We start from the raw sequence: 24,889 nt of genomic DNA on the forward strand, positions 1-24,889 counted from the left end.
CTGGCATCCTCGTAGCGGGAGGACTGGTTTCAATGTGTTTTTTGTTGCGGTTTTTTTGTATTTACAAAATATTAGCAAAATGATTATTTTCCGTTAACATTCGATAGCTAATGTTAGGGAGAACCAAATTTTGAAAGGATGCAGCCCAAAGTTGAATAAAATCGAATAGGGGGAGAATGGGTAGTCATGTGCAAAAAATAAGTAAAAACAAAGATAAACGACAGAGAACGATATTAAACAATTGCAAAAACTAAAAATATCATTGACAAATAAAGGTCTAAGTGTTAAAAATAATAGTAATATTTTGGTTGTTATTGGCTTTTGTTGTTGTGTGTCCAGCGATGAATCCAGATAACGGCTTCATAGAATGACGAAATAGCTCGACCATGAAGGAAAGTGCTCATTGTTTGGTGCACTCCAGCATTTCACTCTTTAAGCAATTTGCGCGATATTCAGCAGTTTATCTTGCTGTTTGTTGCTTACGCAATGCGGAAACACTAATGTTTGCTTAAATAATAATGAAGCCTCAAATTGCAGCGAGAGATTTTTGAAGGCCCAAGAAATTAGCGCGGTGAAAGCGCATCCAATTCTTTTTTTGGCAATATTACTTTAGGTTGTTTTCGCCTGCGGGCGAATTCATACAAATCCCGCTTAATTAACGGGAGGTTGGAATGACGAGATTCAGAAAACATTTAATCAGGAAATAAGAGAGGGGAAAAATGTTATGAAGATGAAAAAAACATTGCAAACCGTTGCCGTAGCAGCATTAGCAGCGACCAGCATCGTCGGCTGCTCTTCCGGCCAGAACGGCGGGGGGGCATCGGCGCCAAACACAACACCAGCGCCAGCCGCAACACCGGCACCAGAAGATCAAACTCCGGTTACGATTCAATATTGGCACGCCCACGCAGAGGGCCAGATTGAAGGGCTCAATTTTATGATCAAGGAGTTCCAGGACAAATATCCATGGATTACGGTAGAACCTGTTTATCAGGGGGCTTATGGAGATTTACATAAAAAGCTCATGGCAGCCGTTGCCGCAAAGGAAGTGCCGGCCGTAACAAATGTGGAGGTGGCTTCGCTGCCCACGTTCGGTGAAGGCGGTATTTTCATGGACCTGGGCCCATTTATCCAGCGTGATCAATTGGATACTGACGATTTTGCACAAGGAATGTTTCAGGCCTATTCCTATGAGGGCAAGCAATACGGTTTCCCGCTTATTGTGAGCGCCAACGTCTTTATTTATAACAAAACCATGTTTGATGAATTGGGAGTTACCCCGCCGCAAACCTGGGATGAAATCGTGCCGTTCTCTGAAAAGGTAACCCAGAAAGAGGGCAATAATGTAACGAGATATGCCTTCTCCGTACCGGGTTGGGATGCTTGGTATGCGGAAACCTGGATTCGTAACGGAGGCGGGACCCCGCTGACGGAAGACCTGAAATCCGGATTGGATAAAGAAGAGAGCTTGAGAATGATTAGAAGCTTCAAAGAATGGATGGACAAAGGTTATATGCATATGGGTTACGGTAAAGGGGCTTCCGCCGATATGAGACAAATGTTCTTCGACGGCAAAGTCGGCATGGTTCATCATACGTCCGGACAAGTGAAATGGTATGTAGAAAATTCTGATTTTGAAATCGGGGTTTCCTTCCCTCCCGGAGATGCGAAACATATTTCGCAGATCGGCGGCGCGGGCATAGCGATTATGGATATGGCCAAGGATATTGAGAAGGAAGCTGCATGGAAGTTTGTCCAATTTATGACCTCTTCGGAATACAATGTCAGATGGGCGGATTACTCCGGGTACCTGCCTACGAGAAAATCGGCTATTAACTCTGACGAAGGTAAAGAGTACTTCGACAAACGGCCGCAATATAAAGCGATTCTGGACAATATCGACAACGTCGTGGCACGCCCGCAATATCCGCCTTATCCGGAATCTGTCAAATATATAACAGAGGCGCTCGGTAAAATTGTTCTGGAGAATTTAGATGTAGAAGCGGCATTTAAAGAAGCCGCCGAGAAGATGAATGAGGTGCTTGAGGATTATTAATCGTAAATAGGCGAGGGGGATTGCCCCCTCGCGCCCTTCATCGGACAGAAAAGCAAAGAATCAGCGACAATCGGCAGTATGCGGACACTTCTTAGCCGCTCAATTGGAAAAGAGGGATGATCGATGGATACAGATACGACGATAGGGAAGAATCCTCTGCCTAAGACAGGGAAGAAATTAAAATTTCAGACGATCCAGAGTATCAAAGATTTTTCGTTTGCCTTGCCTGCGATTTTACTCCTGGCAGCGTTTACCTACTATCCGCTGTTGTTTTCGGTTTATATCAGTTTTACCGATTGGAACTTGATTAAGCCGGTCAAAAAATTTGTCGGATGGCAAAATTACGAAAAATTGCTGACGGACGAAAAATTTTATCATGTTTTGAAGATTACTTTTACTTATACGATACTGGACGTTGTGCTGACACTGGTGATCGGCCTGCTGCTCGCCATGCTGTTTAATGTGCAGTCCAAACTGTTCGGATTTTTGCGGATGTTTATTTTTATGCCGCATTATATATCAATGGTTATTGCCTCCATGGTGTTCATATGGATTCTTAACAATCAGTACGGAATAATGAATCAGCTTTTGCAATCTATCGGGATGGAGCCTGTACGTTGGCTGGACAGCACGACCAACGCTATGTGGTCGCTCATTATGGTGGCTATATGGAAAAGCATTGGCTTCACCATGCTGATTTTTATCGCTGGTCTTCGCAGTATCCCGACGGAATACTATGAAGCTTCCAGTATCGATGGAGCTAACCGATTCCAGCAATTTAGAGCCATTACGATCCCGTTGCTTTCTCCGACATTGCTCTTCCTCGTTGTTACCCAGTTCATCTCGTCGATGCAGGTGTTTCAATCAGTAGACGTTATGACCGGGGGAGGTCCGTTGGAATCTACGAAGGTGATGGTCTACTGGATTTATCAGATGGCGTTCCATGATTTCAGAGCAGGCCGCTCGTCCGCTCTTGTCATTATTTTCTTCTTTATCATCATTACGTTAACGATATTGCAGTTTGTTCTATCACGGAAGAAAGTTCACTACGAAGGTTAGGAGGGATATAATGACAGCTAGGTTGATTTGGAAGCCAACAAGAATCGTACTTGCTATTATTGTCACATTAATCATGTTCTTTCCATTATATTGGCTGTTGATCACATCCGTGAAATCTCCCTCTGAGCTGAGCTTGGCTGTGCCGACATTCTGGCCGAAGAAATTTGCCTGGAACAATTATCAGGATATTTTCTATACGGCTCCGTTCGCCCGTTATGCTCTGAACACGTTGATTCAGACGGTAGGCCTTGTTATGCTGCAATTGAATCTGGGGCTGTTTGCCGCTTACGCATTTGCCAAGGGTCAATTCTGGGGAAGAGATAAATGGTTTATTCTAGTTCTTGCTGCTTTGATGGTGCCGGAACAGGTTACTTTTGTTCCTGTTTATGTCATGATGTCCAACCTGGGATGGCTCAACACTTTTCTCGCCTTGATTGTCCCGCATGGAGTATCGGCATACAGCATCTTTTTAATGCGCCAAGCTTTCAAATCTATCAACAACGATGTTCTGGAAGCGGCGAAGGTAGATGGGGCGGGGCGTTTCCGCATTATTTACCGCATTCTGGTGCCAATGGCACTGCCTACAGTGATCACGATTATTATTCTGAAAGTAATCGGCAGCTGGAACTCCTACTTCTGGCCGCTAATTATGACGAATTCCGATAATATGCGTGTCCTGACCGTTGGGATAGCGATGCTCAAGGATTCTTTCCCCGGTCAAGAAATGTTAAGTCTTCATCTGGTCATGGCGGCAAGTGTCGTTGCAATTACCCCGATAGTTCTATTGTTTATCTTTGCGCAAAAACACATTGTGAGCGCTATGGCCAACTCTACTTTCAAATAAGCCGGCCTCAGATTACGACTAGCCCAGGAGGTATGAAATGAAAGGAAACAATAGATACATGGCGATCTTGCTGGGCGGGTTGTTACTGGTGTTATCCGGTTGCGCAGCATCGACGGAAACCAGCGGGAAGCCATCATCCGAGACGAGTCCGTCGCCGGCACCCTCAGCGAACGATAATTTGTCCGGATCTAATGAGGAGAAGGGGGATGAGACCATCAAGCAGGAGGAAGTGGAGATTAAGTTAAGGGTGGATTCTCCCAGCTATAAAGATTTTTTTGAATGGAGTGAACCGGGGCCGGTCATTCCCGGATTGAATCAGGATTTGATTCCTCAGGGAATTGCTTATGAACACAGCAATGATTGGATGATAGTGTCCTATTATCGAAAAGACAAGAGACCCAGCATGTTAACTGTGATTCAATTAACGGACGGTAAGCTGGTCAAGTCGGTAGAGCTGTATAAAGATGAGAACACACCCTATAACGGCCATGCAGGTGGGCTCACCGTAAGCGATAGCCATGTCTGGTTATCTTCAGAAAAAAGTGTCTATCAAATCAAGATAGAGGATTTGGAAAAGGTGGAGGATGGCGGCAAGCTGATCATCTCTGATATTGTCCGAATTGAAACGAACGGTTCTTATGTGTACTATTCGGATGGGATTCTATGGGTAGGAGAATTCTCAAGAGCCAATTACAAAACAGATGAAACCCATCATATGAACAATAGGGATGATCGAAAATATGCCGCCTGGATAACCGGGTATAAGTTAAATGCTGACGATTCCATTGATCCCGCGAAAATACCGGAAGATTCTAAGCCGGCGGTTCCTGATTATATCCTGTCCGTTCCGGAAGAGATTCAAGGAATGGAAACGATGGCAGGCTCCGTCATATTAAGCCAATCCTACGGTCGAAATAATGAAAGCTCTCTGCTGGCGTATCGTTGGACATTGGAAGAAGACCCCCATGTCTATACGGACAAATTCGCCGAGCCGGTTCCTATATGGTTTCTGGATAGCAAGAATGCGGAAGGAGCATTAACTTTGCCTCCCATGTCTGAGGGGATCGTGAAACGGGATGGACGGTTATACGTTCTGTTTGAATCCGGCGCGGCCGAGTACCGCAACGGGTTGTATCCATTGGATCGGATATATAGTTTAGAGGTATCCCAATGGTTGGATAGCCAACCATGAGTCGACCCGCCGGTGGTCGCTAATAAAGATCACCCCCGTACCGGACCTGGCACGGGGGTGATCTTCTAGCGTTTATAAGCTTGTTGAGAGTTAGAGGATCGGCTGCTTCTCGGCTTGGATGATGCGGATCCCCTTCAACGAATTAAGGAATTCCGGGGGAGCCTGATCATCTGTTACGAGAGTATCGATTTGTGACAGGTCTGCGAAGGTGGCTATAGAGCGGCGGTTCAGCTTGGTGTGATCGAGCAAGGCGACCACCTGACCGACATTGGCTACCATCTGCTTCTTTAATTCCGCTTCATACACACTGAAATCCGTGAGCCCCTCATTGATAGTAAAGCCTTGAGCGGAAGTGAAGAACACATCGGCATGGATTTGTCCGAGCAGCCCCTTGCCAAGCAGTCCCTCTAACGAACTTGAACCAGGACGCAGCACCCCTCCGACGACGATGACGTTAATGCGTGGATTCTTGGTCAGCTCCTGGGCAGTTGTGAGACCATTCGTTACCACCGTCAAGTAATCATAATGAATCAGATGTTTGGCCAGCTCCAAAGAGGTCGAGCTTGCATCGAGAATGATGCATTGCCCGTTTTGTATCAGTTCAGCGGCAGCTTTGCCGATCGTCATCTTTTCCTGCTGATTAATTTGACTGCGGGAGTGAAACGTGTATTCTTGCGTCGGAGGCTTGGGCAGCACTGCCCCGCCATGGGTTCTCTCGAGCAGACCATCCTCCTCCAAAATTTTCAGGTCATTGCGCAATGTACCTTCCGACACGTTCAAAGCCTGAGAAATTTCCTTGACGAGAATCTGCTTGTTCTCATTCAAGATTTGCATAATTCGGTTTCTTCGTTCGGGTGCTAGCATGTTACCGCATCTCCTAATGTTATTTTATTAAATTATAGCAAACCAGATTTATCCATTCAACTGAAAAATTATTAAACATTAATAAAGGTCAATATTCTATAACGCAAATCCGATGTTTATTAAGAAAAGTTTGGCTGAACTGCCGAAAAATTAATCATCTTTCCGATAACATGTAATTTTTACCATATATTAATTTGAGAAAAGAAAGCTAAAATGAACGAAGTCCTATAAAAGTTAAGTGAATATCGTAATATCAGCAATAAACAACAATAATCGAATGATAAATGATGATGAAAGTAATTAAAAATCAATAAAAATCAACAAATGCATTGACAAAAACAGGGAGTGATGTGAAAATGATCGTAAGCTCAATTCGCTGCCAGAGTCAAAATCGGCAGTATTTTATCCAATAAGGAGGCCGTATAAATGAAGAGTAGCGCAATTCCAGATAAGATGAAGGCCGTCGTCGCTTATGCCCCCGGGGATTATAGATTGGAAACGGTTTCTGTGCCGCAGGCCGGGCCAGGCGAAATGGTGATCAAGGTGGAGGGATGCGGGATATGTGCTGGAGACGTGAAGGCTTATGGAGGAGCCCCCAGCTTCTGGGGAGACGAAACCCAGCCCCCCTATATTAAAGCTCCGATGATTCCCGGTCATGAGTTTATCGGTCATGTGGTCGAGATAGGAGAGGGAGTAGAAGGCTACGAATTGGGAGACAGAGTCATTTCGGAGCAGATCGTCCCCTGCTGGCAATGCCGGTTTTGTAATCGCGGCCAGTACTGGATGTGTGAGAAACATGATCTATACGGATTCCAGAATAACGTTAACGGCGGTATGGCGGAGTATATGAAATTTACGAAAGAAGCCATTAATTACAAGGTACCTCCTGAGCTGCCGTTAGAACAAGCGATTTTAATCGAGCCCTATGCCTGTTCACTGCATGCTGTTCAGCGGGCGCAAATTCAATTTGGCGACTTCGTCGTCCTCTCAGGAGCCGGAACGCTGGGTCTCGGTATGGTCGGTGCCGCCAAATTATCCGGCCCGGGTACATTAGTTGTGCTCGATCTGTTCGATGATCGATTAGAGCTGGCGAAATCGTTCGGCGCCGATCTGGTTCTGAATCCTAAAGAAACGGATGTCGTCGCGGAGATTAAACGGTTGACCGACGGCTATGGCTGCGACATCTACATTGAGGCGACGGGCCATCCCAAATCAGTGGAGCAAGGGCTGTCGATGATCCGCAAGCTCGGCCGGTTCGTGGAATTCAGCGTATTCAAGGACCCGGTAACCGTAGATTGGAGTATTATCAGTGACCGCAAAGAACTGGATGTTCTCGGCTCCCACCTTGGCCCCTATTGTTATCCGCTGGTCATTGATGGAATTGCAAGCGGTAAATTGCCTACAAATGGAGTAGTTACCCACAAACTTCCGCTGGATCGATTCGAGGAAGGATTTGAGTTAGTGCAGCAAGGTTCGCAATCGCTGAAAGTTGTCCTTATCCCCTAACTAAATATTCTCTACTATAATATAGGAGCGGAGGCAGGTGTCCGTTATGAAAATTGCGATAGGAGCCGATGAAGCAGGCTTCGGCTTGAAGGAAACTATTAAAGCTTATCTGAAAGAGCTTGGAGTGGATGTGACGGATTTTGGGCCGTCCGACTCGAGCCAGGAAGTGGACTATCCCGATGTCGGATTTGCAGTGGCCGACGAAATAGCGAGGGAAAGCTTCGAGAGGGGAATCCTCATTTGCGGGACGGGGATAGGGATGACGATAACGGCTGATAAAGTACCCGGAATACGAGCCGCTCTTTGCCATGATACCTATTCTGCAGAACGGGCGATCAAGAGTAATAACGCCCAGGTGCTTACGTTGGGAGCACGGGTGATTGGTCCCGAGCTTGCGAAGCAGATTGTGAAAGTGTGGCTGGAATCGGAATTTACAGGAGGAAACTCCGGCCGCAAAGTACAGAAGATTATAGATGGAGAGCGTCAGTACCGCGGCGGTCTGGAACATCCTGATTCCAATACTTGTTCTTAATGTCATCATTTTTACCTCTTAAACTGAAGGAGCGGATCAAGAGTGAAGAAGCTAATCAACCAACCGAATGCTGTCGTTGACGAAATGATTGAAGGCTATGCGGCTGCCTATCCCCAATATATCCGGGTGCTTCCGCAGAACAAACGCTCTCTCGTCTCCGTCCAGACGGTTCGGAAAGGCAAGGTAGGGATCGTCATTGGCGGAGGATCTGGCCACGAGCCGGCTTTTATGGGCTTGATCGGCAGCGGATTCGTGGACGGGGTTCCCGTAGGCAATGTGTTCGCATCGCCTCCGCCCGACCCGATTCTGGAGGTGACCCGGGCGGTTAACGGCGGAGCAGGGGTGCTGTACATGTATGGAAATTATGCAGGGGACTGCATGAATTTCGACATGGCGGCCGAACTGGCAGCGATGGAGGATATTCGCGTGGAAACCGTTAGAGTCACGGATGATGTGGCCTCGGCCCCTAAAGAGGACGCGGAGCAGCGTCGGGGAATTGCCGGCGGCTTCCTTGTCTTCAAAGCGGCAGGTGCAGCTGCGGACCAGGATTATTCGCTCGATGAGGTCGTGAGAATAGCGAATAAAGCGAATGATTGCGTCAGGACGATGGGTGTCGCCTTGTCCCCTTGTTCTGTGCCGCAAACCGGCAAACCAAGCTTCACACTGGCCGAGGACGAAATGGAGATCGGGCTGGGCATCCATGGCGAGCCCGGAGTGCGCAGAGGGAAGCTCAAGACGGCAGACGAGGTGGCCGATGAATTGCTCGATCAGATTACTGCTGATATGGAGCTTAGCAAGGGAGACCGGATCGCAATCCTCGTGAACGGACTTGGCTCTACTCCGCATATGGAATTATTTATCGTGTACAGACGTGTGGCGGCCAGATTAGAAGAGCTGGGCGTACAGATTCATCGGTCGTTTGTAGGAGAGTTCGTCAGCTCCCTGGAAATGGGAGGCTGCTCTGTCTCGGTTATGAAGCTCGATGAGGAATTGATTCGGATGATAGACCATCCGGTCGATACGCCAATGTACGTACAGAAGTGATCAGGCATTGTCTATGCCGGGGACGACAGGCTGTAAATAGGGATAATTCGCTGATTGAATGGGATTAAGGGGGAAAGCAAATGAGGCTGTCCATAGAACAATTCAAACAGATTATGGATCAGATCGGACGAGACATCGAGGATAGGAAAGATTATTTATCCGAGCTGGACCGAGCGGTCGGCGATGGGGATCACGGTGTGACAATGTCGCTCGGCTGGGAGGCGATCCGCAACAAGCTGCGGGAGTATGAAGGGGAAGACTGCGGCGCCATGTGCAAGGAGATGGGGATGGTCTTCCTCAATGCCGTCGGTTCTTCCGTAGGACCGCTGTATGCGACTGCCTTTATTCGAGGGAGCGGCGTATTGCAAGGCAAAGCGGAGCTGGAGGAAGAGGATATAACGAATTTCTGGCTGGCGGCCGTTAACGGGATCCGGGAACGGGGCAAGGCGGAAATTGGCGACAAGACGATGATCGATACCTGGCTTCCCGCTGCCGAGGCGCTGCAGAATAGCAGGGAGAAGGGCATGGGAGTAGCCGAGAGCTTCCGCGAAGCGGTACGGGCCGGCGAAGCTGGAATGAAATCTACGGCCGAACTGGTCTCGCGGAAGGGCAGATCCAGCCGGATCGGGGATCGGGCCGTCGGACACATTGATCCGGGAGCTGCTTCGGCCTGGGTTATCCTATCTTCCTTCAGCCAAGCACTCGACGATATTGAAGCGGGTGGGTGATCGTCATGAAGCAGTTGGCGCTTGATTTGCTGCAAGTAACGGAAGCGGCTGCGCTCGCGGCAGTTCCATGGATTGGCCGCGGCAATAAGCTGGGGGCCGATGATGCGGCGACTACAGCGATGAGAAAGCTGCTGAACGCGATGCCGATTGACGGATGTGTCGTCATCGGAGAAGGAGAGATGGACGAAGCGCCGATGCTGTACATCGGAGAAAGAGTAGGTATGGGGCAGGGCCCGCTGCTGGATATTGCCGTAGATCCATTGGAGGGGACTAATTTAGTCGCAGGCGGCTGGGATAATTCGTGCGCGGTGATAGCCGTCGCCCCCAGAGGTGCACTGCTTCATGCACCGGACATGTATATGGAGAAAATCGCGGTCGGGCGAAGAGCCGCCGGGGCGATCGATCTGAATGCTTCCATATTGGATAATATGAAGAGAACGGCTGATGCGTTAAACAAACGGATTTCGGAGTTGACCGTCATTATTCAGCATAGGGATCGCCATAAATCGGTGATTGAAGATATTCAAAAAACCGGAGCCCGGGTCAGGCTGTTTAGCGAAGGAGATGTGACCTGCGCTATTGCCGCTGCCCTGGATAAAACCGGCGTCGATTTATTCTACGGAGTAGGCGGGGCTCCCGAAGGAGTTCTTTCCGCCGTAGCTCTTAAATGTATGGGCGGCGAAATGCAAGCCCGGCTGCTTCCGGCAGACCGCCGCGAGCACGAACGATGTGTCCGCATGGGGTTGAGCGATCCCGGCCGCGTCTTGCGCATGGAAGAGCTCGTCTCCTCCGATGATTGTATATTCGCGGCTACCGGAGTAACTTCCGGAATGCTGCTGGAAGGGGTTAAGCTGGGCCGCGGGATAGAGGCAACCACCCATTCTTTGCTGACCTGCGGGGATATGGAGTCTGTCCATTTCATTCGATCCGTACGGGCAGCGACCGGATAAATGACACTGTCGGACGGAAGGGAATATTTTGCACCCCCGAGGAATTACAGACAGGAAAGGTTAGAAGATGTATGTTGAAGGGAAAGAGTGCAGCAATGAAAAACATCCGATTAATTGTGAGCGATTTGGACGGTACGCTTCTGTCTCCCGATCACCAGATCACTGATTCGGTTTGGCGCGCGGTGCGCGCCTTCACGGAGGCGGGAGGATGGTTTACAATAGCTACGGGTCGGACCGGAGTTTCGGTGCGGCAAACCGTCGAACGATTGAATATCGATCTGCCGATGATATTATGCAACGGTTCAATCCTGGCGGATAAGGGTAAAATATGGGAGCAGGCGGAGCTGTCCACCGGAGGATTAATTCCTTATTTGCAGGAAGCGGACCGACAAGGTCTTTCCGCAGTTGTGTTCCAGGAATCGGGGTTAAGCGCGATAAGTCGGACGCAGGACATTGCCCGGTTTGAGCAAAGGGAGAATGTCGATTGTCGTCTGGCGGATTTGACAGAAGAGCAGTGGGCAGTCGGCCACGCGCATAAAGTTTTGATCATAGGCGATATGAACAAGGCGCTCACCCTTTGGGAGGCTTATTCGCCGGATTTGCCTAATGCTTACTCCACGGTTCAATCCGAGGTTGATTTCTTTGAAATCCTTCCAGCGAACCAGAGCAAAGGCAGAGCCTTGATCCAACTGACCAACCTGCTCGGAATCGAACTGTCGGAAGTGATGGCAATCGGAAATCAGATGAACGATCTCGATATGCTGGAACAGGCGGGGATCGGTGTAGCTGTGGCAAACAGTCATCCAGAGCTCGCAGCCAAGGCGGACTATGTCTGCTCGGGGAGCTTTGGAGAAGGAGTAGTGGAAGCAATGAAAGTCTTTTGTGCAGATCGAATGAAAGGATACGAGGAGGAATAGCTATGGTTCGCGGAGTCGCTCATCGCGGAGATCCTGTACTTTATCCCGAGAATACGCTGCCGGCTTTTGAAGCGGCGGTTCGGAAATCATACTCACATCTGGAGCTCGACGTGCAATTAAGCAAGGACGGAGTACCCGTCATATGTCACGACCTGTCGGTCAATCGGACGACAGACGGAACCGGGAGAATCAAGGAATTAACTTTAGCGGAGCTGAAGAAGCTTCGTATCCGGGGTGAAGGAGAAATCCCCACGCTGGAGGAGGCTCTGACCCTGCTAAAGGATCAAATTATCGTTAACATAGAATTGAAGCAGTTAGGGGATTATTATCCCGGCTTGGAGCAAGCTGCCCTGGATGTTGTCCGCAAGCTGGGAATGGAGGAGCAGGTCTTCTTCACCTCCTTCGACCATTACTCCGTCTTACGGATGAGGGAAATAGATTCTGAGGTGGAGCTTGGACTGATCAGCCATGGAGCCTCACCGGCCTTTTTTCCTTTAATGAAAGAACATAACATGCGTTATCTGGCCGTCCAGTATCCTTTTTTAACACCGAGCTATATTGAAACATGCGAGCAGCTAGGAATTCAACTTATTGCATGGACGGTGGATGACGAGGAACCTATGCGGCGGATTCGCCAGTATCCATCCTTGCTCATTTGTACCAATCAATTGGATAGATGGGCAGCGATTCACCGTCATCCTGTTTCACAATAATCATTCCGTTCGGTTTATGTCCATTAACTTTTAAATAGCCGTGTCCTGCGATAAGCCGGAGGCGGCTTCTTTTTTTGGAGCCAAACTGAATTCAAGAGCGCAAGCGACGTGGCCGACACGGTCCGGGAGTAAACAGACCGTTAGCTCCCTCCAGAAGCGGAGGAGTTCCGTGAACCGCCCTGGCTGTTATTCTGCACAAAATCCGCGGTCCAATCAATCATTCCATCCATTAGTGTGAGTACAAGATTAACTACGTCCTGTTCCTTCAGGCTCCCGCTGCTTTGATTGGAAACAAATTCATTTGTTCTGGCTTCAAGCTCCGTGATCATCGTCTTAATTTGCATCAATTCATTGGCCAAATCCGATACCTGGGCGTTCGCCCTTTGTTGTTGTCCGCCATGCTGGCTGGAGGACGAGCCTTGTTGTCCGGATGATTGCTGATTGCGCTGCTGCCCGCTTGAATTATTGTCAGGCTGCTTTGTGAGGCCTTCCCTAATCAGCTTTTTTAATTGATCAATTTCGTCGAGAACCGTTTGATTCTGCTCGGTTAATTCCTCCACCCGGGTTTTTAAATCTTGTACTTTCATGGTTAAAACAACCTCCACTTTTGATTTCCAGCTTCTTTCATTATTCCCGATGACTAGAAAAACATGCTTGTCCAACTTAGAACATATTGACCTGAAAAAACAGGCGCAATAGACTTCTACATTTACCGAATAGTCCAGACAGCAAGATTTGCGTAGTCATATAATGGTATTAGTTGGCGTAGAAAGGAGGACTCATACTATGGGTGGATTTGTAGGAGGAGCAGGTTTTAGTTGCGGAGGAATCGGCGGACTGTTTACCAGCACAGGAGTCATCTTGGTTCTGTTTATTCTGTTGGTTATCGTAAGCCGTGCATTTATCTAAAGTGATCCTTTCAAGCTGAACAAACGGCCGATAACGGAAGGGTTATCGGCCGTTACATTAGAAAACCAGTTGATTGAAAAATAAGCGGTTGCCCATTTTGCAATACGTCCAGTTCATCTCAGTTGGAAGCGTCATAGGATATGACTAGCAAGTAAAGAAAGGAGGAATGAACATGGGAGGTAGTTGTGGATTTGGCGGCTTGTTTACAAGCACAGCAGTGATCCTCGTTCTTTTCATCCTTTTGGTCATCGTCAGCCGCCACTTTATCTAATCAGTCCATCTGATTGCATGACAAACAGGCTGGTACTTGAAAGTGCCAGCCTGTTTTTTTTGCATGCGGCATTACCGTTTTATCTGCTAATACTCGCGTTCGTGCGAAGCGGCGTCCAATCGATCGTCTGGAAGGTTCCTGTCTCCGCAGATTGCTTCGCCTTCAAACACATCAAAGCGCTTAATATACCATCGTCCAGAGTGCTGATAGATTCCGCTTGTCCACGCATGACCTCAATAAAGTTGCGGGCCAGAACGGTGTCCCCGCCAAAATGGCCATCGGTAGAAACGATATCATAGGTCTTGACGGTGTCTTCATGATGCATCATCACTTTGACTTGCTTCGTATAAAAATCGAATTCGACCGTTCCCTTAAAACCCATTAACCGGGCACTCCGGGCACCTGCCTGGTTGCGTACAAAGAAATTTTGCGTATAGGAAACGTGCATTCCTGTCTTGTAGCGGATTAATGCACTTCCTGAGTCCTCATTCCCGGTATCCTCGGCAAAGCAGCAATATTTCCAGGTGTCGGGAAGATCCTCACGGAAAGCAGTGCTTTCCGGACAAGTACGATTCTCTTCGCAATCCACGCATAGCAATCCGGCCGGCTTGGTTCCTTTAAATATTTGTTTGGATGTCATTGCGCATATACTCTCTGGCTGATTATTCAGCAAATAAGTAATGTAGTCGAAATCATGAGTTGCCTTCTGCAGGAACAATCCGCCTGTTTCCGCCTCATCCCGATACCAGTTATGATAGTACACTCCGCCATAGGGTACATTGTTAACCGCTTGCACATGTTCGATCGTGCCTAACTGTCCTGAATCGACAATTTCCTTGACTTTGTCTACGATCGTAGTCACCCTTAGCGGGAAGGAAACGACTACCTGCGAGCTCGATTGTCGAAAGCCTTCCTTTAATCGCTCCAAATCTTCCAGGTTTGTAGAAACCGGTTTTTCCAGAAATAACGGCAGACCTGTTGGCAGTACCTTGAGCGCCAATTCGGTGTGCAGGGAGCAGCGGGTGCCGATCAGAATCCCGTCCAGCTTGGGTCCGTTAAGCAATTCTTCTACCGAACCATACCAGGCAACATCGTGCAGCTCGGGATGCTCCTCCCTGACTTTGTTATGCCGAGTATCGGCAATAGCGGCAATTCGACAGGAAGGCTCCTGCCGGATGATTTCCTCAATAAAATGCGAGATTCGAACTCCATAACCAATCACACCAAGCTTCATTAGCTAAATCCCCCGATTTCTCATCCAAATTATTGACTTCAATGGCTCCATTATAAATCGATCCTGCTTTGGTTTCTTTGTTCTGAGAGCCCATTTATTTGTACTTTTGCATGGAGCTATCGGTTTTGGCGGGGTTTTCTAAAAGTAAATGGATTCGCTACGAAGCTTATTTTCACTTGTTGGGGGATAGTATAGAGGTTTTAAGCTTCGGAGCCCCTTTCCTTCGGAATGGGGGACAATTTACTTCAGTGCCACTTATATAGCGTAACGGCATTTTTTGCTAAAAGGAAAGTTCCCTAGATTTATTAGGTAGGGTATGATGGACATACAGATATTCATCATTCAAATGTGGGGTGAGCATCGACATGGACTGTGAAATAAGCAGCGCCAGGAGGCAGTATCCGCGAACTGTTCTGCGCCCGTCTATCGTTATTGATCGAATCATTTCCTTATATTATTTTGAATTTGCAAAAGATTACGTGTTTGCCGGCGAGTATCATGATTTTTGGGAAGTGCTTTATATCGATAAGGGCGAGGTGACGGTCAGGGCGGATAACATCCTGCATCACTTAAAGCAAGGGACGATTATTTTTCATAAGCCCAATGAATTTCATAGTATCTACGCCAATCATGTCGTGGCGCCTAACCTGATCGTAATGAGCTTCGAGTGCCATTCTGAAGAAATGAAAGCTTTTGAAAACAAACTGATAAGCCTTGGGGATGAGGAGCGGAATCTGCTGGCGGAAATTGTCCGGGAGGGCGTGAACGCGTTTCACTTTCCATTCCAGGTTCCATTACAACGCAGAGAGGATGCGCCTGTTGGAGCGGAGCAGTTGATTAAGCTATATCTGGAAACGTTTTTATTACGGCTGCTTCGCAAAGAAAAGTCCGGACAGACGGAGGAGAGAGTTTCCGCAACCCTATCGTCGACAGCCAAGGAAAATAATGAAGGTGAGGTTATCAAGAGCATCATTGCTTATCTGGAGGGGCAGTTAGGCTCCAAGCTGTCTCTTGCAGAAATGAGCGATGCCCTGCATTTGTCGAAGACGAAGCTTAAAGAGCTGTTCAAGCGCAGAACGGGATATACTCTGACGGAATATTTCGGGCAATTAAAAATCGACAAAGCCAAAACGTATATTCGAGAGGAACCGTCCAACTTTACAGAAATTGCGGAGAAGCTTGGATTCAGCAGTGTCCATTATTTTTCCAAAGCATTTAAAAAGGCGACCGGCATGAGTCCTTCGGAGTATGCCAAGTCCGTCAAGGCCAGAGTCCCCGCAGTGAAGAAGTAAGTTGTCAGATAGATCATTGGAATCAGAGGAGGATGGTCTAATCTTCCATTTTTAACGAGCAGGGGGAAATAGGATGACAAGATATGAAGCAGATTACATAGCCAGAACGGATGGGGCATCGGACCATCTATGGGAGCCTCTCTGGCAGATCCGTACGGAATTGCGGGATGCGGAAATAAAAATATTACGGTCCGGCGCGCTGAGAAGGCTGCATTACATTCACCACGGGGGAGCGTCGAGGATAAATACGCATCATACTTTCACCCGACTTCAGCATACGCTAGGCGTGTTCTCCTTGATTGCTTACTATTGTCCGGACCAAGAAGCTTTAAGAGCGGCTTCGCTGCTGCACGATATTGGTCATGGTCCGTTCAGTCATTCCTTGGAAGGAATCGAAGGGATGGATCATCATGAGTGGACCCGTGATCGGCTGGAGGGGCCGGAGTTGTCCGGGATATTGACGGAGCACGGATTAAACCCGGAGGAAATATGGGCTTATATTAACGGAGAACGTCCAAGCCTGCTAAGGAATTCATCCGGTGTCCTTCATCTCGATCATCTGGATTCGTTGGTTAGAAGCGCGCAAACCGGCGGATATCTGTCTATACGACCGAAGGACCTGCTCGATTGCTTGACCGTCATAGATGAAAATATGCAGACGGATAAGGAAACGGCGGAGCAGTTAGTCTTGCTGATTGCGGAGGAAGCGGTGTTGCATTGCTCGCATGCGAACATAGGGGTGAACGCGGTGTTGCGTCAGATTGCAGGACAATGGTTGAGCGATGTAAAGCCGGAAATGGAGCTGGTGGCCGACATGACCGACTCCATGCTGGAACAGCAGCTGCTAAGCTACCCTCCGACATCCGCAAGAATGAGGGCGCTGCTGATGGAATCTTCCCGGATTCACGTTACTCGTGAGCGGGATCAAGCACCCGCCCATGCTCTTGAAGCAGAGATCGATAAATTGTATTTTTCGGTCCCGCAGGTGGAAGGGAAGAAAATAACCGACATTTCCGAGCGGGCGCGCCGGACGATAGCCGATTTGCAGCACCGTAAGGGCAAGTATTTTGTCTATTGGCAATAAAAGTGTTGAATAGCGCGTTCTCTTCGCGGAAGTGGCTTTACTGTTCATTTGCGATAGTGGCTGGGCGGCTGGCCAAAGTATTTGGCAAATGCTTTAGAGAAGGAGAACAGATCCGGGTAGCCTGTTGACAAGGCGATTTCCGTTATCGGCAGAGAAGTGTCCTGGAGCAGCCTTGCTGCTTTATCCATCTTCAGCTTCTGCAAATAGCGAAGCGGGGGGACCCCCATCTGCTCCGTGAATACGGTGGAAAAATGGGACCGATGGACACCCGCATAATTAGCGGCATCCTGAATCGTAATGCCTTCGGCAAAATGAAGATTCATAAAATCAACGCTTTGCTGCACCCAGGCAGAGCGCTTGACAGGTGGGGAATTCGCTTGGCGGACAGCGAGCTGGCTGAATAATTGATAAATGAAAGCGAGGATCGCAAGCGAGGAGCTTGTCCCTCTAAGCTCGCGCAGCGTGTCCATTAATGCGTCTAACGTAGCGTTCACGTGGGACCCGACCGCCTGCTCCCGATAGGGGCGTTCTCGGACTACCCCCGCAGCTTGAAGCAAGGACGGAACTTGTCCGCCATCTATCGCCAGCCAACACATCTGCAGCGGTGAGGACGAGGGAACGACCTGATAGGAATAGGCGATTTGGGGAAACAGGCAGAATAAATCGCCTTGCCGCAAAATTACCGATTCCTCTCCCCGCTCCAGCTTGACCTGACCTTCGCGTACAAAGTGAATGCTGTAGCATTCGATAAATCGGGAGCCGACCTGGTAATTCGGTTTGGCGATATTCCTTCCTGCCCGAACAGGCCATACCCCTCCCAGTCGTTCCAGCTCTGACGGTTTGTAATAGTAATACTCGGCATATTCGTGAGTGTACTCCTGCATGTCTCTCATCCCGTATCTCCTTAAATGTGTTAAGCTTTATATTAATAAAATACGAGAAACCTAACAAAATGACAAGTCAAGCAAACAGGAGGGTATGGGTGTGAGTCCTCTGCTGCGTTAAGATGAAGGTATGACTATTTCCGATGGATAAGGAGGAAGAGGCTGATGAATAAGCCGAACATTTTATTGATTACGAGCGATCAGCAGCATTGGAATACGATCGGCGCCTTCAACAAGGAGATCCTCACGCCGAATTTGGACCGGCTGGTGGCGGAGGGAACGACGTTTACGAGAGCTTACTGTCCTAATCCAACCTGCACCCCTACCCGTGCTTCAATCATTACAGGACAATATCCGAGCCAGCATGGAGCCTGGACTCTCGGGACCAAGCTTCTGGAAGACCGGCATACGGTCGGTGAAGATTTCTTGAACGCAGGTTACCGGACCGCGCTGATCGGCAAGGCGCATTTTCAGCCCTTGAGAGGCAACGAGGAATATTCATCGCTGGAATCGTATCCGATTCTTCAGGATTTGGATTACTGGCGCAAATTTAATGGACCTTTCTATGGATTTGATCATGTCGAGCTCGCCAGAAATCATACGAATGAAGCGCATGTCGGTCAACATTATGCTATCTGGATGGAAGAGAAGGGCTGTGCGAACTGGAGGGAATACTTCCTTCCGCCAACAGGAACGATGGACCGGTCGATCCAGCATACATGGCCGATCCCGGAAAAGTACCACTATAATACTTGGATTGCGGAGCGAACCAACGCAATGCTCGATCGTTATAAGGAGGAGGATGAGAGCTTTTTCTTATGGGCGAGCTTCTTCGATCCGCATCCCGATTATCTCGTTCCCGAGCCATGGGATACGATGTACGATCCGGATCAATTGACGATCCCGGCAGTCACCCCGGGGGAGCATGAGAAGAATCCTCCGCATTTTCAATTGACACAGATGGATAACCCGGATTTTACCCCCTGGAAGGAATCGGGGAACGGCATCCATGGCTATCATTCTCATGTTGGTCTTTCGGAAGAAGAGCGTAAGCAGCGGGTGGCGACCTATTATGGCATGATCAGCCTGATGGACAAGTATATTGGGGTTATCCTGGATAAGCTGGACGAATTGGGATTAGCGGACAATACGATTGTCGTTTTTACGACCGATCATGGACATTTTTTTGGACAGCACGGTTTACAGGCCAAAGGCGGATTTCATTACGAAGATTTAATCAAGCTTCCCAATATCGTTCGCTATCCCGGTAAAGTTCCGGCGGGACGTATTTCCGACTCCATTCAATCCTTGGTCGATTTGGCGCCTACGTTCTTAAGCTTCAGCGGGATTCCCATTCCGCACGCGATGACAGGCGTAGATCAGAAGCAGGTTTGGCTGGGCCATCAGGAGCGGGCCCGAGATCACGCGATTTGTGAGTTTCATCACGAGCCGACAACGATCCACCAAAAAACATACGTGGATGCGAGGTACAAGCTGACGGTATATTACAATCAAACCTATGGCGAGCTGTTCGATTTGCAGGAGGACCCTGGGGAGATTAACAATCTGTGGGACGATCCGGCATCCCGTGATTTGAAATCGCGCCTGTTGCTCCAATATATTTGGGCGGAATTGGGCAAGGAGTCTTTGCCGATGCCAAGAATCTGGGGGGCTTGACAGCGTGCAGGGGAGTTGTTTAAGCAGAAAATTAAAGTGCAAAAATGCCTCTTAGGCTGAAATAGTAAAGTTAGGGTGCAATATTGCACCCTAACTTTAATGTCTAACATAAATATTTATATACTCGGCACTAAAGATTTCAAAGCTCATGAAGTGGAGAAAGAAAGATGCTTCCAGGGCGAGTTTTGGCTTTGTATTCCTACCATCCGAAGGCCCATCCATATAGAAGGAATCTGTTGGTTTCGGGGTCCCCGAAAAGTACCTGGAATCGCTTCGAAGCTCATCTTCACTTTTTGGGGAAGGAGTGTGATGTTTGAAGCTTCGGAGGCACTTTCCTTCGGAACGGAATGATCGCTTTCTTTAGTGCCACATATATAGATTAGCAAGTCTCGGCTGTGCACGGTGTGCATGGAGAATAAAAAAGGAAACACTGAAGTAACGTCGGCGTTGATTTCGTCAAGCACGGATCCTAGTATTTGGCGTTTATTTATTGGTTTCTTTAAAATGAAGAAGCAACTCTTTCAGCAGGTCCAGAGTGAACTTTCCTTGTGTCTGAACTTCATAGTACATCTCATCTTGAACTCCGCGCAGTAATTCGTCCGAGTAATAGCTCCATTCGATCTCTCCGATCCTAAAAGTTTCCACTGGAACGGGGGGATGAAAATCAGTGTCCGGCACTCTTATTATCGTATTACCTCGGATTGTATTTGCTGTGGTACGGCGGGTAGTAGGCCAGGACCACGGTCACGTTGTTCGTGACTGCGAATTCCACGATTCGCTTCATGAATTGCGTGCGACGGCTGTGATTTTCCGGGCCGTTGTCGCCATAGAGCACCAGGGTATCCTTTGTTCCTGCGCAACCGCTTGTTCGCCAATATTCCTCGATCCGATCCACTATAAAATCCGCCGTGACTTTCGATGTCGTAAAGAACAAACCGACTTGATCGGTGCACACGTCCAGTATTCCAAACGGGGTGACGAACTCCTTGGAGAAATCATGGTCCGCCGCCTTCACTTCCATTCGGCTGGCGCCGCCTCGAGAGAAGTTGCCGATCTTCACGCGATCTTTCGTATCGATGGAGAGGCAAGCGACGTTGCTTTGATCGTGATATGTCTCGCGCGTCTGTTTCAATTGCCCAAAGATGGCATCCGTCTGCTCAATTTTCTTCAGCGGCTTCGTTTTCTTCACTTTGCGAGGGGTGTAGCCGAGTTCATTGACCTTCGTATTCAGCGTCTGCGGCGTAGGCTGTTCTTCATCCGTATAGCCCTTCTCGCGAATCAACTGCTCGCGAATTTCCTTTACCGTCAGACGGGTAAAGAGCCGCTCGGTTTTAAAACTTGGATCGGTCTGGCTCTGGCTGTACACGATCGACCGGATGTCTTCAAGTAAATGAGGGAGCTTGCAGCTATTATAGTCGCTTTTTAATCATCCTGCACTCAAGAGATTTACCGCTTGGGACGCCATTCCGTCTGCCATTAGATATCGCCACACAAAAGTCGCGGCGGGAGCGACCCGTGCACGGAGGTGGCCGTAGGCAGGAGCGCATCAGCGCGGACTGGCCATCGGGGCGCATCGGGCGCGCACTTGCCGGAGACGGGGGCGCATCGGGCGCCTAACGAAACTGGGTAACCTTATTTGTGCAAAAACAGGCACGGCGGGATTGTAACGAAACTGGGTAAAGCTATTACCGAAAAAATCGATAAAAAGAGGTGAAAAAGTGAAGATAACGATACACAGTTTCGTTAGGATTTGAAACAGGGCAAAAATGGCGATTTAACGATATGGAGTTTGTTACGATTCGTAAATACGATCTTTAAACACGATCCGTGATCGTAATCGGTGATTGATCTCTTCGTACTCCAGTCTCTGCAAGGTTTCAAAATGATTTTCCTCATTTTCCTTGACCACTTACCCGTTGTGGTCTGTTATTTTCTTTAGCGTGCCTAATTAGATCACTCACGAGAGCAAAAGGTTCCTATTATTTTACCGTATCTGTGACTTTAAGAAAAGCACTTCCTGCCTACCGATTTTTACCCTCCTTTGGTCCCCCGTCCGTTATTCCGCTTGCCTATAACCGTAAAAAAAGCAATCCCATCATAAAACAGCCATGAGACAATTGGAAAAGTTTATGATAAGATCATCCAACCGTGGGGCTGAGTCCTCCAAGGACCTACCTATCGCCCCGGATGGGAAGGGAGTGTTTGAGGTGACAAGATTGATGGTCGTCGACGACGAGCCGATCATTCGCGCGGGCTTGATGAAGCTGATCAGACAATATAATCCGCATTGTGATGTAGTGGGGCTTCCGAATGGCGCGGCGGCTCTGGAGCAAATAAGCAGGCAAGCTCCCGATTTGGTGCTGACGGATATTCGTATGCCCAAAATGGACGGTCTGGAGCTGTGCAGACAAATTGATGAGCTCCAGCTTCAAATTAAAACGATAGTTATATCGGGGTACAGCGACTTTTGCTATGCCCAAAAGTGCCTGACTTATGGAGTTAAAGAGTATTTATTGAAACCGATTACAGAAAAAGAGCTGTATCCGGTGCTGGACAAGCTGCTGAGTGAAGAAGACCCCCATTCTATTTCGCTAATTCATTATGAAGAATGGCTGGAGCAAGTAGAGGAAGCGATTTGGTCGGTCAATGTGGAGGAAGTGTCTGCTTTGGCCGAGCAGTGGGTGAAAAGCGGATATGCTCATTTGAAAATATCCCAGCTTCAGCAATTCGCGGAAGATGGGCTGACGCTGCTTGTCAAAAAGCTGAATTCCCGCAACGTGTTTCGCTTCCAGATCGAGTCAACTCGCAAGCTGCTGGCGTCGCGAACGGAAGTCATCGAATATTTGAAGCAAGAACTGGATCAGCTTTGCAACCAATTGTATCAATGGCGGGGAGGCTCCGAAAGAAATTTGTTCGAGGAGGCGAAGGCTTACATAGACCAGCATATTACAGAGGAAATTAGCCTGGAGGCTGTTGCCGAGAAGGTGGGGCTTGCTCCTACCTACTTTAGCTTTTACTTTAAAAAAATGACGAATGAAACGTTCGTGCAGTACCGGATGAGAAAGCGGATTGAAATAGCCAAGAAGCTGCTGGAGCTTCCTCATTATAAAATTGTCGATGTTGGAATGGAGATCGGCTATCAGAATTATCCTCATTTCACTAAAATTTTCAAAAAGATAACGGGCCTTTCTCCGACAGAATATCGGCAGCTGCTGGGCATTCGGTAATGTGGAAATCCAGCCTGGCTTTCAAAGTATTTACGTCGTTTGTTATTGTCATCGTCGTCACACTCACTATTGTCAGCGTTTCCACCTATGTTACATCCTCGCGGGAGCTGGATCAGCTGCATGAAGAAATGCTGACGCAAATTGTCGACAATGCTCTGCATCATACCGATCTGTATTTAAAAAGCTACGAAAGGGCCACTTTGTCTCTGCTAACCTCGAGCTATGTCAAGCAGTTTTTGGATGCTGAGCAGAACCACTATTTTGCCTATTATTCTTTATCTGCACATATTAAGGAAGAGCTGTTCAAGCCTATTTTTATCAACAATCCGGAAATCAGCATGATCTATTTGATCAGCTATAACGGAATGAGCCTGCACGACTTCAATATCGACTATCCGGGGTTTACCGACTCGGATTTGACGGAAAGCTTAGAGGATCTGCGGGAGCAAACGAAGGAAGACGGTTCCCTCTCGTTGATTGACTGGAGCTTTCTAGATGGCCAATTAACGCTGGCACGCAAAATATCCGGACGCCAAACGTCTAAGCTTTTCAAAGGAATCGTGGGCATTGAGCTAAGAATAGAAGAATTGACCACGCTATGGAAAGGAATTCGGCTTGGAGATCAGGGGTATTTTTTTATTGTGAACGACCGGGGAAAAATTGTTTATGATCCGAATAAAGCGAAAATCGGCAAGCAGTTGGATGGCCGCTTGTTCGAACAGGTGAGGGATCATGCCGGCGCCTTCTTCATTAATCAGGAAGAAGGAGAGAATCAGCCGCAACGGGTATATTTCAGCAGACGTTCCGATTATTCCGGTTGGACGCTCGTTTCCTCCATGCCGCTGGAGGCGGTCCGCAAACCGGTCCTGAACATTAGACAAACCACCCTCATAGCCAGTGCCGTCAGCGTTATTCTTGCTCTGCTAGTAGCCTTTCGCTTTGGGCGTGCGATTATCTCTCCCATCCGCATGCTGGAGCAAGGGATGAGAAGAACGGAGAAGGGGGACTGGACGAAGGTCCCTTTGCGCGGCAAGAAAGACGAGATGGATCGGCTAATTCACAGCTATAATCTGATGGTAGCTCGTCTGTCTGAGCTGGTGGAGCGGGTATACGAGAGCGAACTAAAAAACCAGGATAATTTATTCAAGCGGCAGTTGGCGGAGTTCCAATCCTTGCAGCTGCAAATCAATCCTCATTTTCTGTATAACACTCTGGAAACGATTATTTGCTACGCAGTTGTTCAGGACTCCGAAGAGATTAAGGAGATTGTCCGTTCCATGTCGCTTATGCTCCGGTATTCCGTCCAGACCGATCTGGAGGAAATTACAGTAGCTAATGAATTGAAGCATGTTCTTCATTATATGACGATTATGAATTATCGTTTTGAGCAGCCTTTTGAAGTTCAAGTCCATATTCCTCCTGAATTTTTGCTGAAAAAGATGGTCCGGCTGACCCTGCAGCCTCTGGTGGAGAATGCGTTTAAACATGCGTTTCCCGACGGCATTGAGGATTATCACTTCATACGGATTAATGCGGAGGCGGAAGGGGGTCAGCTGACGATTACGGTGGAGGATAACGGTCAAGGAATGACGGAAGAAGAGCGGGCTGCGCTGCAGCGTAATTTGGAGGCCGGGCAATCGCAGCCGATCAACAAGCAGGGCGGGATTGGTCTGATTAACGTGCACAACCGAATTCAGATGGTTTTTGGAGAGCAGTATGGTCTATCGGTGAAAAGTGTGCCAGGGGAAGGGACAGCGTTTACACTAACAATGCCGGATACCGATGCGATCCGATTTGTCGGAATGGGCAATCGTCAACTTAAGTTAAGAGATAGGAACGTAAATCAATATAATGAGCTTTTTCCCGATTAATCTATGATTAATTTAGGCTTGGATACCGATGAGCT

At 48.3% G+C, this 24,889-nt stretch carries 22 protein-coding genes and 1 pseudogene; 18 read left to right on the plus strand and 5 right to left on the minus strand.

The window, feature by feature from the left end:
• Positions 1-724: 724 nt before the first annotated feature.
• The 4 genes from KJS69_RS12055 (at position 725) to KJS69_RS12070 (ending at position 5,151) form a co-directional block, all read left to right on the plus strand.
• Entirely contained in the window at positions 725-2,056 is a 1,332-nt protein-coding gene (locus tag KJS69_RS12055; RefSeq protein ID WP_213583999.1) for an ABC transporter substrate-binding protein, read from the plus strand.
• Positions 2,057-2,179: 123 nt separating this feature from the next.
• On the plus strand, positions 2,180-3,115 hold the full coding sequence (locus tag KJS69_RS12060; protein WP_213584000.1) for a carbohydrate ABC transporter permease: 936 nt from the start codon (positions 2,180-2,182) through the stop codon (positions 3,113-3,115).
• Positions 3,116-3,125: 10 nt separating this feature from the next.
• On the plus strand, positions 3,126-3,959 hold the full coding sequence (locus KJS69_RS12065; protein ID WP_213584001.1) for a carbohydrate ABC transporter permease: 834 nt from the start codon (positions 3,126-3,128) through the stop codon (positions 3,957-3,959).
• A gap of 37 nt (positions 3,960-3,996) precedes the next feature.
• Positions 3,997-5,151 (plus strand): hypothetical protein, encoded by a 1,155-nt coding sequence (locus KJS69_RS12070; RefSeq protein WP_213584002.1) that lies wholly within the window; start codon positions 3,997-3,999, stop codon positions 5,149-5,151.
• A 90-nt stretch (positions 5,152-5,241) separates the two neighbouring features.
• On the opposite strand, the gene KJS69_RS12075 is transcribed toward KJS69_RS12070, so the two are convergent.
• Entirely contained in the window at positions 5,242-6,015 is a 774-nt protein-coding gene (locus KJS69_RS12075) for a DeoR/GlpR family DNA-binding transcription regulator (protein WP_213584003.1), read from the minus strand.
• Positions 6,016-6,441: 426 nt separating this feature from the next.
• Here KJS69_RS12075 and KJS69_RS12080 point away from each other — a divergent pair, with 426 nt between their 5' ends.
• From KJS69_RS12080 to KJS69_RS12110, 7 genes are all read left to right on the plus strand, one after another.
• Complete coding sequence (locus KJS69_RS12080; protein WP_213584004.1) at positions 6,442-7,521, plus strand: MDR/zinc-dependent alcohol dehydrogenase-like family protein; 1,080 nt, start codon at positions 6,442-6,444, stop codon at positions 7,519-7,521.
• Between the two features lie 46 nt (positions 7,522-7,567).
• Positions 7,568-8,053, plus strand: coding sequence for a ribose 5-phosphate isomerase B (gene rpiB, locus KJS69_RS12085; protein ID WP_213584104.1), 486 nt, complete (start codon positions 7,568-7,570; stop codon positions 8,051-8,053).
• A 42-nt stretch (positions 8,054-8,095) separates the two neighbouring features.
• On the plus strand, positions 8,096-9,097 hold the full coding sequence (locus tag KJS69_RS12090) for a dihydroxyacetone kinase subunit DhaK (protein WP_213584005.1): 1,002 nt from the start codon (positions 8,096-8,098) through the stop codon (positions 9,095-9,097).
• A gap of 80 nt (positions 9,098-9,177) precedes the next feature.
• The gene (gene dhaL / locus KJS69_RS12095; RefSeq protein WP_213584006.1) at positions 9,178-9,825 is read left to right on the plus strand and encodes a dihydroxyacetone kinase subunit DhaL; all 648 of its coding nucleotides are present in this window, start codon (positions 9,178-9,180) and stop codon (positions 9,823-9,825) included.
• 5 nt (positions 9,826-9,830) lie between these two features.
• Complete coding sequence (gene glpX / locus KJS69_RS12100) at positions 9,831-10,775, plus strand: class II fructose-bisphosphatase (protein ID WP_213584007.1); 945 nt, start codon at positions 9,831-9,833, stop codon at positions 10,773-10,775.
• 95 nt (positions 10,776-10,870) lie between these two features.
• Entirely contained in the window at positions 10,871-11,692 is an 822-nt protein-coding gene (locus KJS69_RS12105; RefSeq protein WP_213584008.1) for an HAD family hydrolase, read from the plus strand.
• A gap of 2 nt (positions 11,693-11,694) precedes the next feature.
• On the plus strand, positions 11,695-12,405 hold the full coding sequence (locus KJS69_RS12110) for a glycerophosphodiester phosphodiesterase (protein ID WP_213584009.1): 711 nt from the start codon (positions 11,695-11,697) through the stop codon (positions 12,403-12,405).
• Positions 12,406-12,545: 140 nt separating this feature from the next.
• Here the strand turns inward: KJS69_RS12110 and KJS69_RS12115 are convergent, their stop codons facing one another.
• Positions 12,546-12,992 (minus strand): hypothetical protein, encoded by a 447-nt coding sequence (locus KJS69_RS12115; RefSeq protein ID WP_213584010.1) that lies wholly within the window; start codon positions 12,990-12,992, stop codon positions 12,546-12,548.
• Between the two features lie 199 nt (positions 12,993-13,191).
• On the opposite strand from KJS69_RS12115, the gene KJS69_RS12120 reads away from it, so the two are divergent.
• Together KJS69_RS12120 and KJS69_RS12125 are read left to right on the plus strand one after the other, a co-directional pair.
• Positions 13,192-13,314, plus strand: a complete 123-nt coding sequence (locus tag KJS69_RS12120) for a YjcZ family sporulation protein (RefSeq protein WP_213584011.1) — start codon at positions 13,192-13,194, stop codon at positions 13,312-13,314.
• A gap of 172 nt (positions 13,315-13,486) precedes the next feature.
• Positions 13,487-13,585: a YjcZ family sporulation protein gene (locus KJS69_RS12125; protein WP_213584012.1), complete on the plus strand. Its 99-nt coding sequence runs from the start codon at positions 13,487-13,489 to the stop codon at positions 13,583-13,585.
• A 79-nt stretch (positions 13,586-13,664) separates the two neighbouring features.
• Here KJS69_RS12125 and KJS69_RS12130 read toward each other — a convergent pair whose 3' ends face one another.
• Complete coding sequence (locus KJS69_RS12130; RefSeq protein ID WP_213584013.1) at positions 13,665-14,819, minus strand: Gfo/Idh/MocA family protein; 1,155 nt, start codon at positions 14,817-14,819, stop codon at positions 13,665-13,667.
• 365 nt (positions 14,820-15,184) lie between these two features.
• Between KJS69_RS12130 and KJS69_RS12135 the strand changes: the two genes are divergently transcribed.
• Positions 15,185-16,111, plus strand: a complete 927-nt coding sequence (locus tag KJS69_RS12135) for a helix-turn-helix domain-containing protein (RefSeq protein WP_213584014.1) — start codon at positions 15,185-15,187, stop codon at positions 16,109-16,111.
• 73 nt (positions 16,112-16,184) lie between these two features.
• Positions 16,185-17,195, plus strand: coding sequence for an HD domain-containing protein (locus KJS69_RS12140; RefSeq protein WP_213584015.1), 1,011 nt, complete (start codon positions 16,185-16,187; stop codon positions 17,193-17,195).
• A 44-nt stretch (positions 17,196-17,239) separates the two neighbouring features.
• On the opposite strand, the gene KJS69_RS12145 is transcribed toward KJS69_RS12140, so the two are convergent.
• Positions 17,240-18,088, minus strand: coding sequence for an AraC family transcriptional regulator (locus tag KJS69_RS12145; protein ID WP_249730478.1), 849 nt, complete (start codon positions 18,086-18,088; stop codon positions 17,240-17,242).
• Between the two features lie 156 nt (positions 18,089-18,244).
• Here KJS69_RS12145 and KJS69_RS12150 point away from each other — a divergent pair, with 156 nt between their 5' ends.
• Positions 18,245-19,756 (plus strand): sulfatase family protein, encoded by a 1,512-nt coding sequence (locus tag KJS69_RS12150; RefSeq protein ID WP_213584016.1) that lies wholly within the window; start codon positions 18,245-18,247, stop codon positions 19,754-19,756.
• Positions 19,757-20,453: 697 nt separating this feature from the next.
• On the opposite strand, the pseudogene KJS69_RS12155 reads toward KJS69_RS12150, so the two are convergent.
• A pseudogene (locus KJS69_RS12155) lies at positions 20,454-21,158 on the minus strand (ISAzo13-like element transposase-related protein); the annotation flags it as partial.
• 805 nt (positions 21,159-21,963) lie between these two features.
• Here KJS69_RS12155 and KJS69_RS12160 point away from each other — a divergent pair.
• Together KJS69_RS12160 and KJS69_RS12165 are read left to right on the plus strand one after the other, a co-directional pair.
• Positions 21,964-22,983, plus strand: a complete 1,020-nt coding sequence (locus tag KJS69_RS12160; RefSeq protein WP_249730479.1) for a response regulator transcription factor — start codon at positions 21,964-21,966, stop codon at positions 22,981-22,983.
• On the plus strand, positions 22,983-24,854 hold the full coding sequence (locus tag KJS69_RS12165) for a cache domain-containing sensor histidine kinase (RefSeq protein WP_249730480.1): 1,872 nt from the start codon (positions 22,983-22,985) through the stop codon (positions 24,852-24,854). Before KJS69_RS12160 ends, KJS69_RS12165 begins: the two co-directional genes overlap by 1 nt.
• Positions 24,855-24,889: the final 35 nt, after the last annotated feature.

Origin of the sequence: Paenibacillus sp. J2TS4 (assembly GCF_018403245.1) — a bacterium.
Lineage (GTDB): Bacteria > Bacillota > Bacilli > Paenibacillales > NBRC-103111 > Paenibacillus_L.

Coding starts and splice junctions, on each gene's coding strand:
- KJS69_RS12055 (WP_213583999.1), top strand. CDS start 725: ATGAAGATGAAAAAAACATTGCAAACCGTTGCCGTAGCAGCATTAGCA.
- KJS69_RS12060 (WP_213584000.1), top strand. CDS start 2,180: ATGGATACAGATACGACGATAGGGAAGAATCCTCTGCCTAAGACAGGG.
- KJS69_RS12065 (WP_213584001.1), top strand. CDS start 3,126: ATGACAGCTAGGTTGATTTGGAAGCCAACAAGAATCGTACTTGCTATT.
- KJS69_RS12070 (WP_213584002.1), top strand. CDS start 3,997: ATGAAAGGAAACAATAGATACATGGCGATCTTGCTGGGCGGGTTGTTA.
- KJS69_RS12075 (WP_213584003.1), bottom strand. CDS start 6,015: ATGCTAGCACCCGAACGAAGAAACCGAATTATGCAAATCTTGAATGAG.
- KJS69_RS12080 (WP_213584004.1), top strand. CDS start 6,442: ATGAAGAGTAGCGCAATTCCAGATAAGATGAAGGCCGTCGTCGCTTAT.
- rpiB (WP_213584104.1), top strand. CDS start 7,568: ATGAAAATTGCGATAGGAGCCGATGAAGCAGGCTTCGGCTTGAAGGAA.
- dhaL (WP_213584006.1), top strand. CDS start 9,178: ATGAGGCTGTCCATAGAACAATTCAAACAGATTATGGATCAGATCGGA.
- glpX (WP_213584007.1), top strand. CDS start 9,831: ATGAAGCAGTTGGCGCTTGATTTGCTGCAAGTAACGGAAGCGGCTGCG.
- KJS69_RS12105 (WP_213584008.1), top strand. CDS start 10,871: ATGAAAAACATCCGATTAATTGTGAGCGATTTGGACGGTACGCTTCTG.
- KJS69_RS12110 (WP_213584009.1), top strand. CDS start 11,695: ATGGTTCGCGGAGTCGCTCATCGCGGAGATCCTGTACTTTATCCCGAG.
- KJS69_RS12115 (WP_213584010.1), bottom strand. CDS start 12,992: ATGAAAGTACAAGATTTAAAAACCCGGGTGGAGGAATTAACCGAGCAG.
- KJS69_RS12120 (WP_213584011.1), top strand. CDS start 13,192: ATGGGTGGATTTGTAGGAGGAGCAGGTTTTAGTTGCGGAGGAATCGGC.
- KJS69_RS12125 (WP_213584012.1), top strand. CDS start 13,487: ATGGGAGGTAGTTGTGGATTTGGCGGCTTGTTTACAAGCACAGCAGTG.
- KJS69_RS12130 (WP_213584013.1), bottom strand. CDS start 14,819: ATGAAGCTTGGTGTGATTGGTTATGGAGTTCGAATCTCGCATTTTATT.
- KJS69_RS12135 (WP_213584014.1), top strand. CDS start 15,185: ATGGACTGTGAAATAAGCAGCGCCAGGAGGCAGTATCCGCGAACTGTT.
- KJS69_RS12140 (WP_213584015.1), top strand. CDS start 16,185: ATGACAAGATATGAAGCAGATTACATAGCCAGAACGGATGGGGCATCG.
- KJS69_RS12145 (WP_249730478.1), bottom strand. CDS start 18,088: ATGAGAGACATGCAGGAGTACACTCACGAATATGCCGAGTATTACTAT.
- KJS69_RS12150 (WP_213584016.1), top strand. CDS start 18,245: ATGAATAAGCCGAACATTTTATTGATTACGAGCGATCAGCAGCATTGG.
- KJS69_RS12165 (WP_249730480.1), top strand. CDS start 22,983: ATGTGGAAATCCAGCCTGGCTTTCAAAGTATTTACGTCGTTTGTTATT.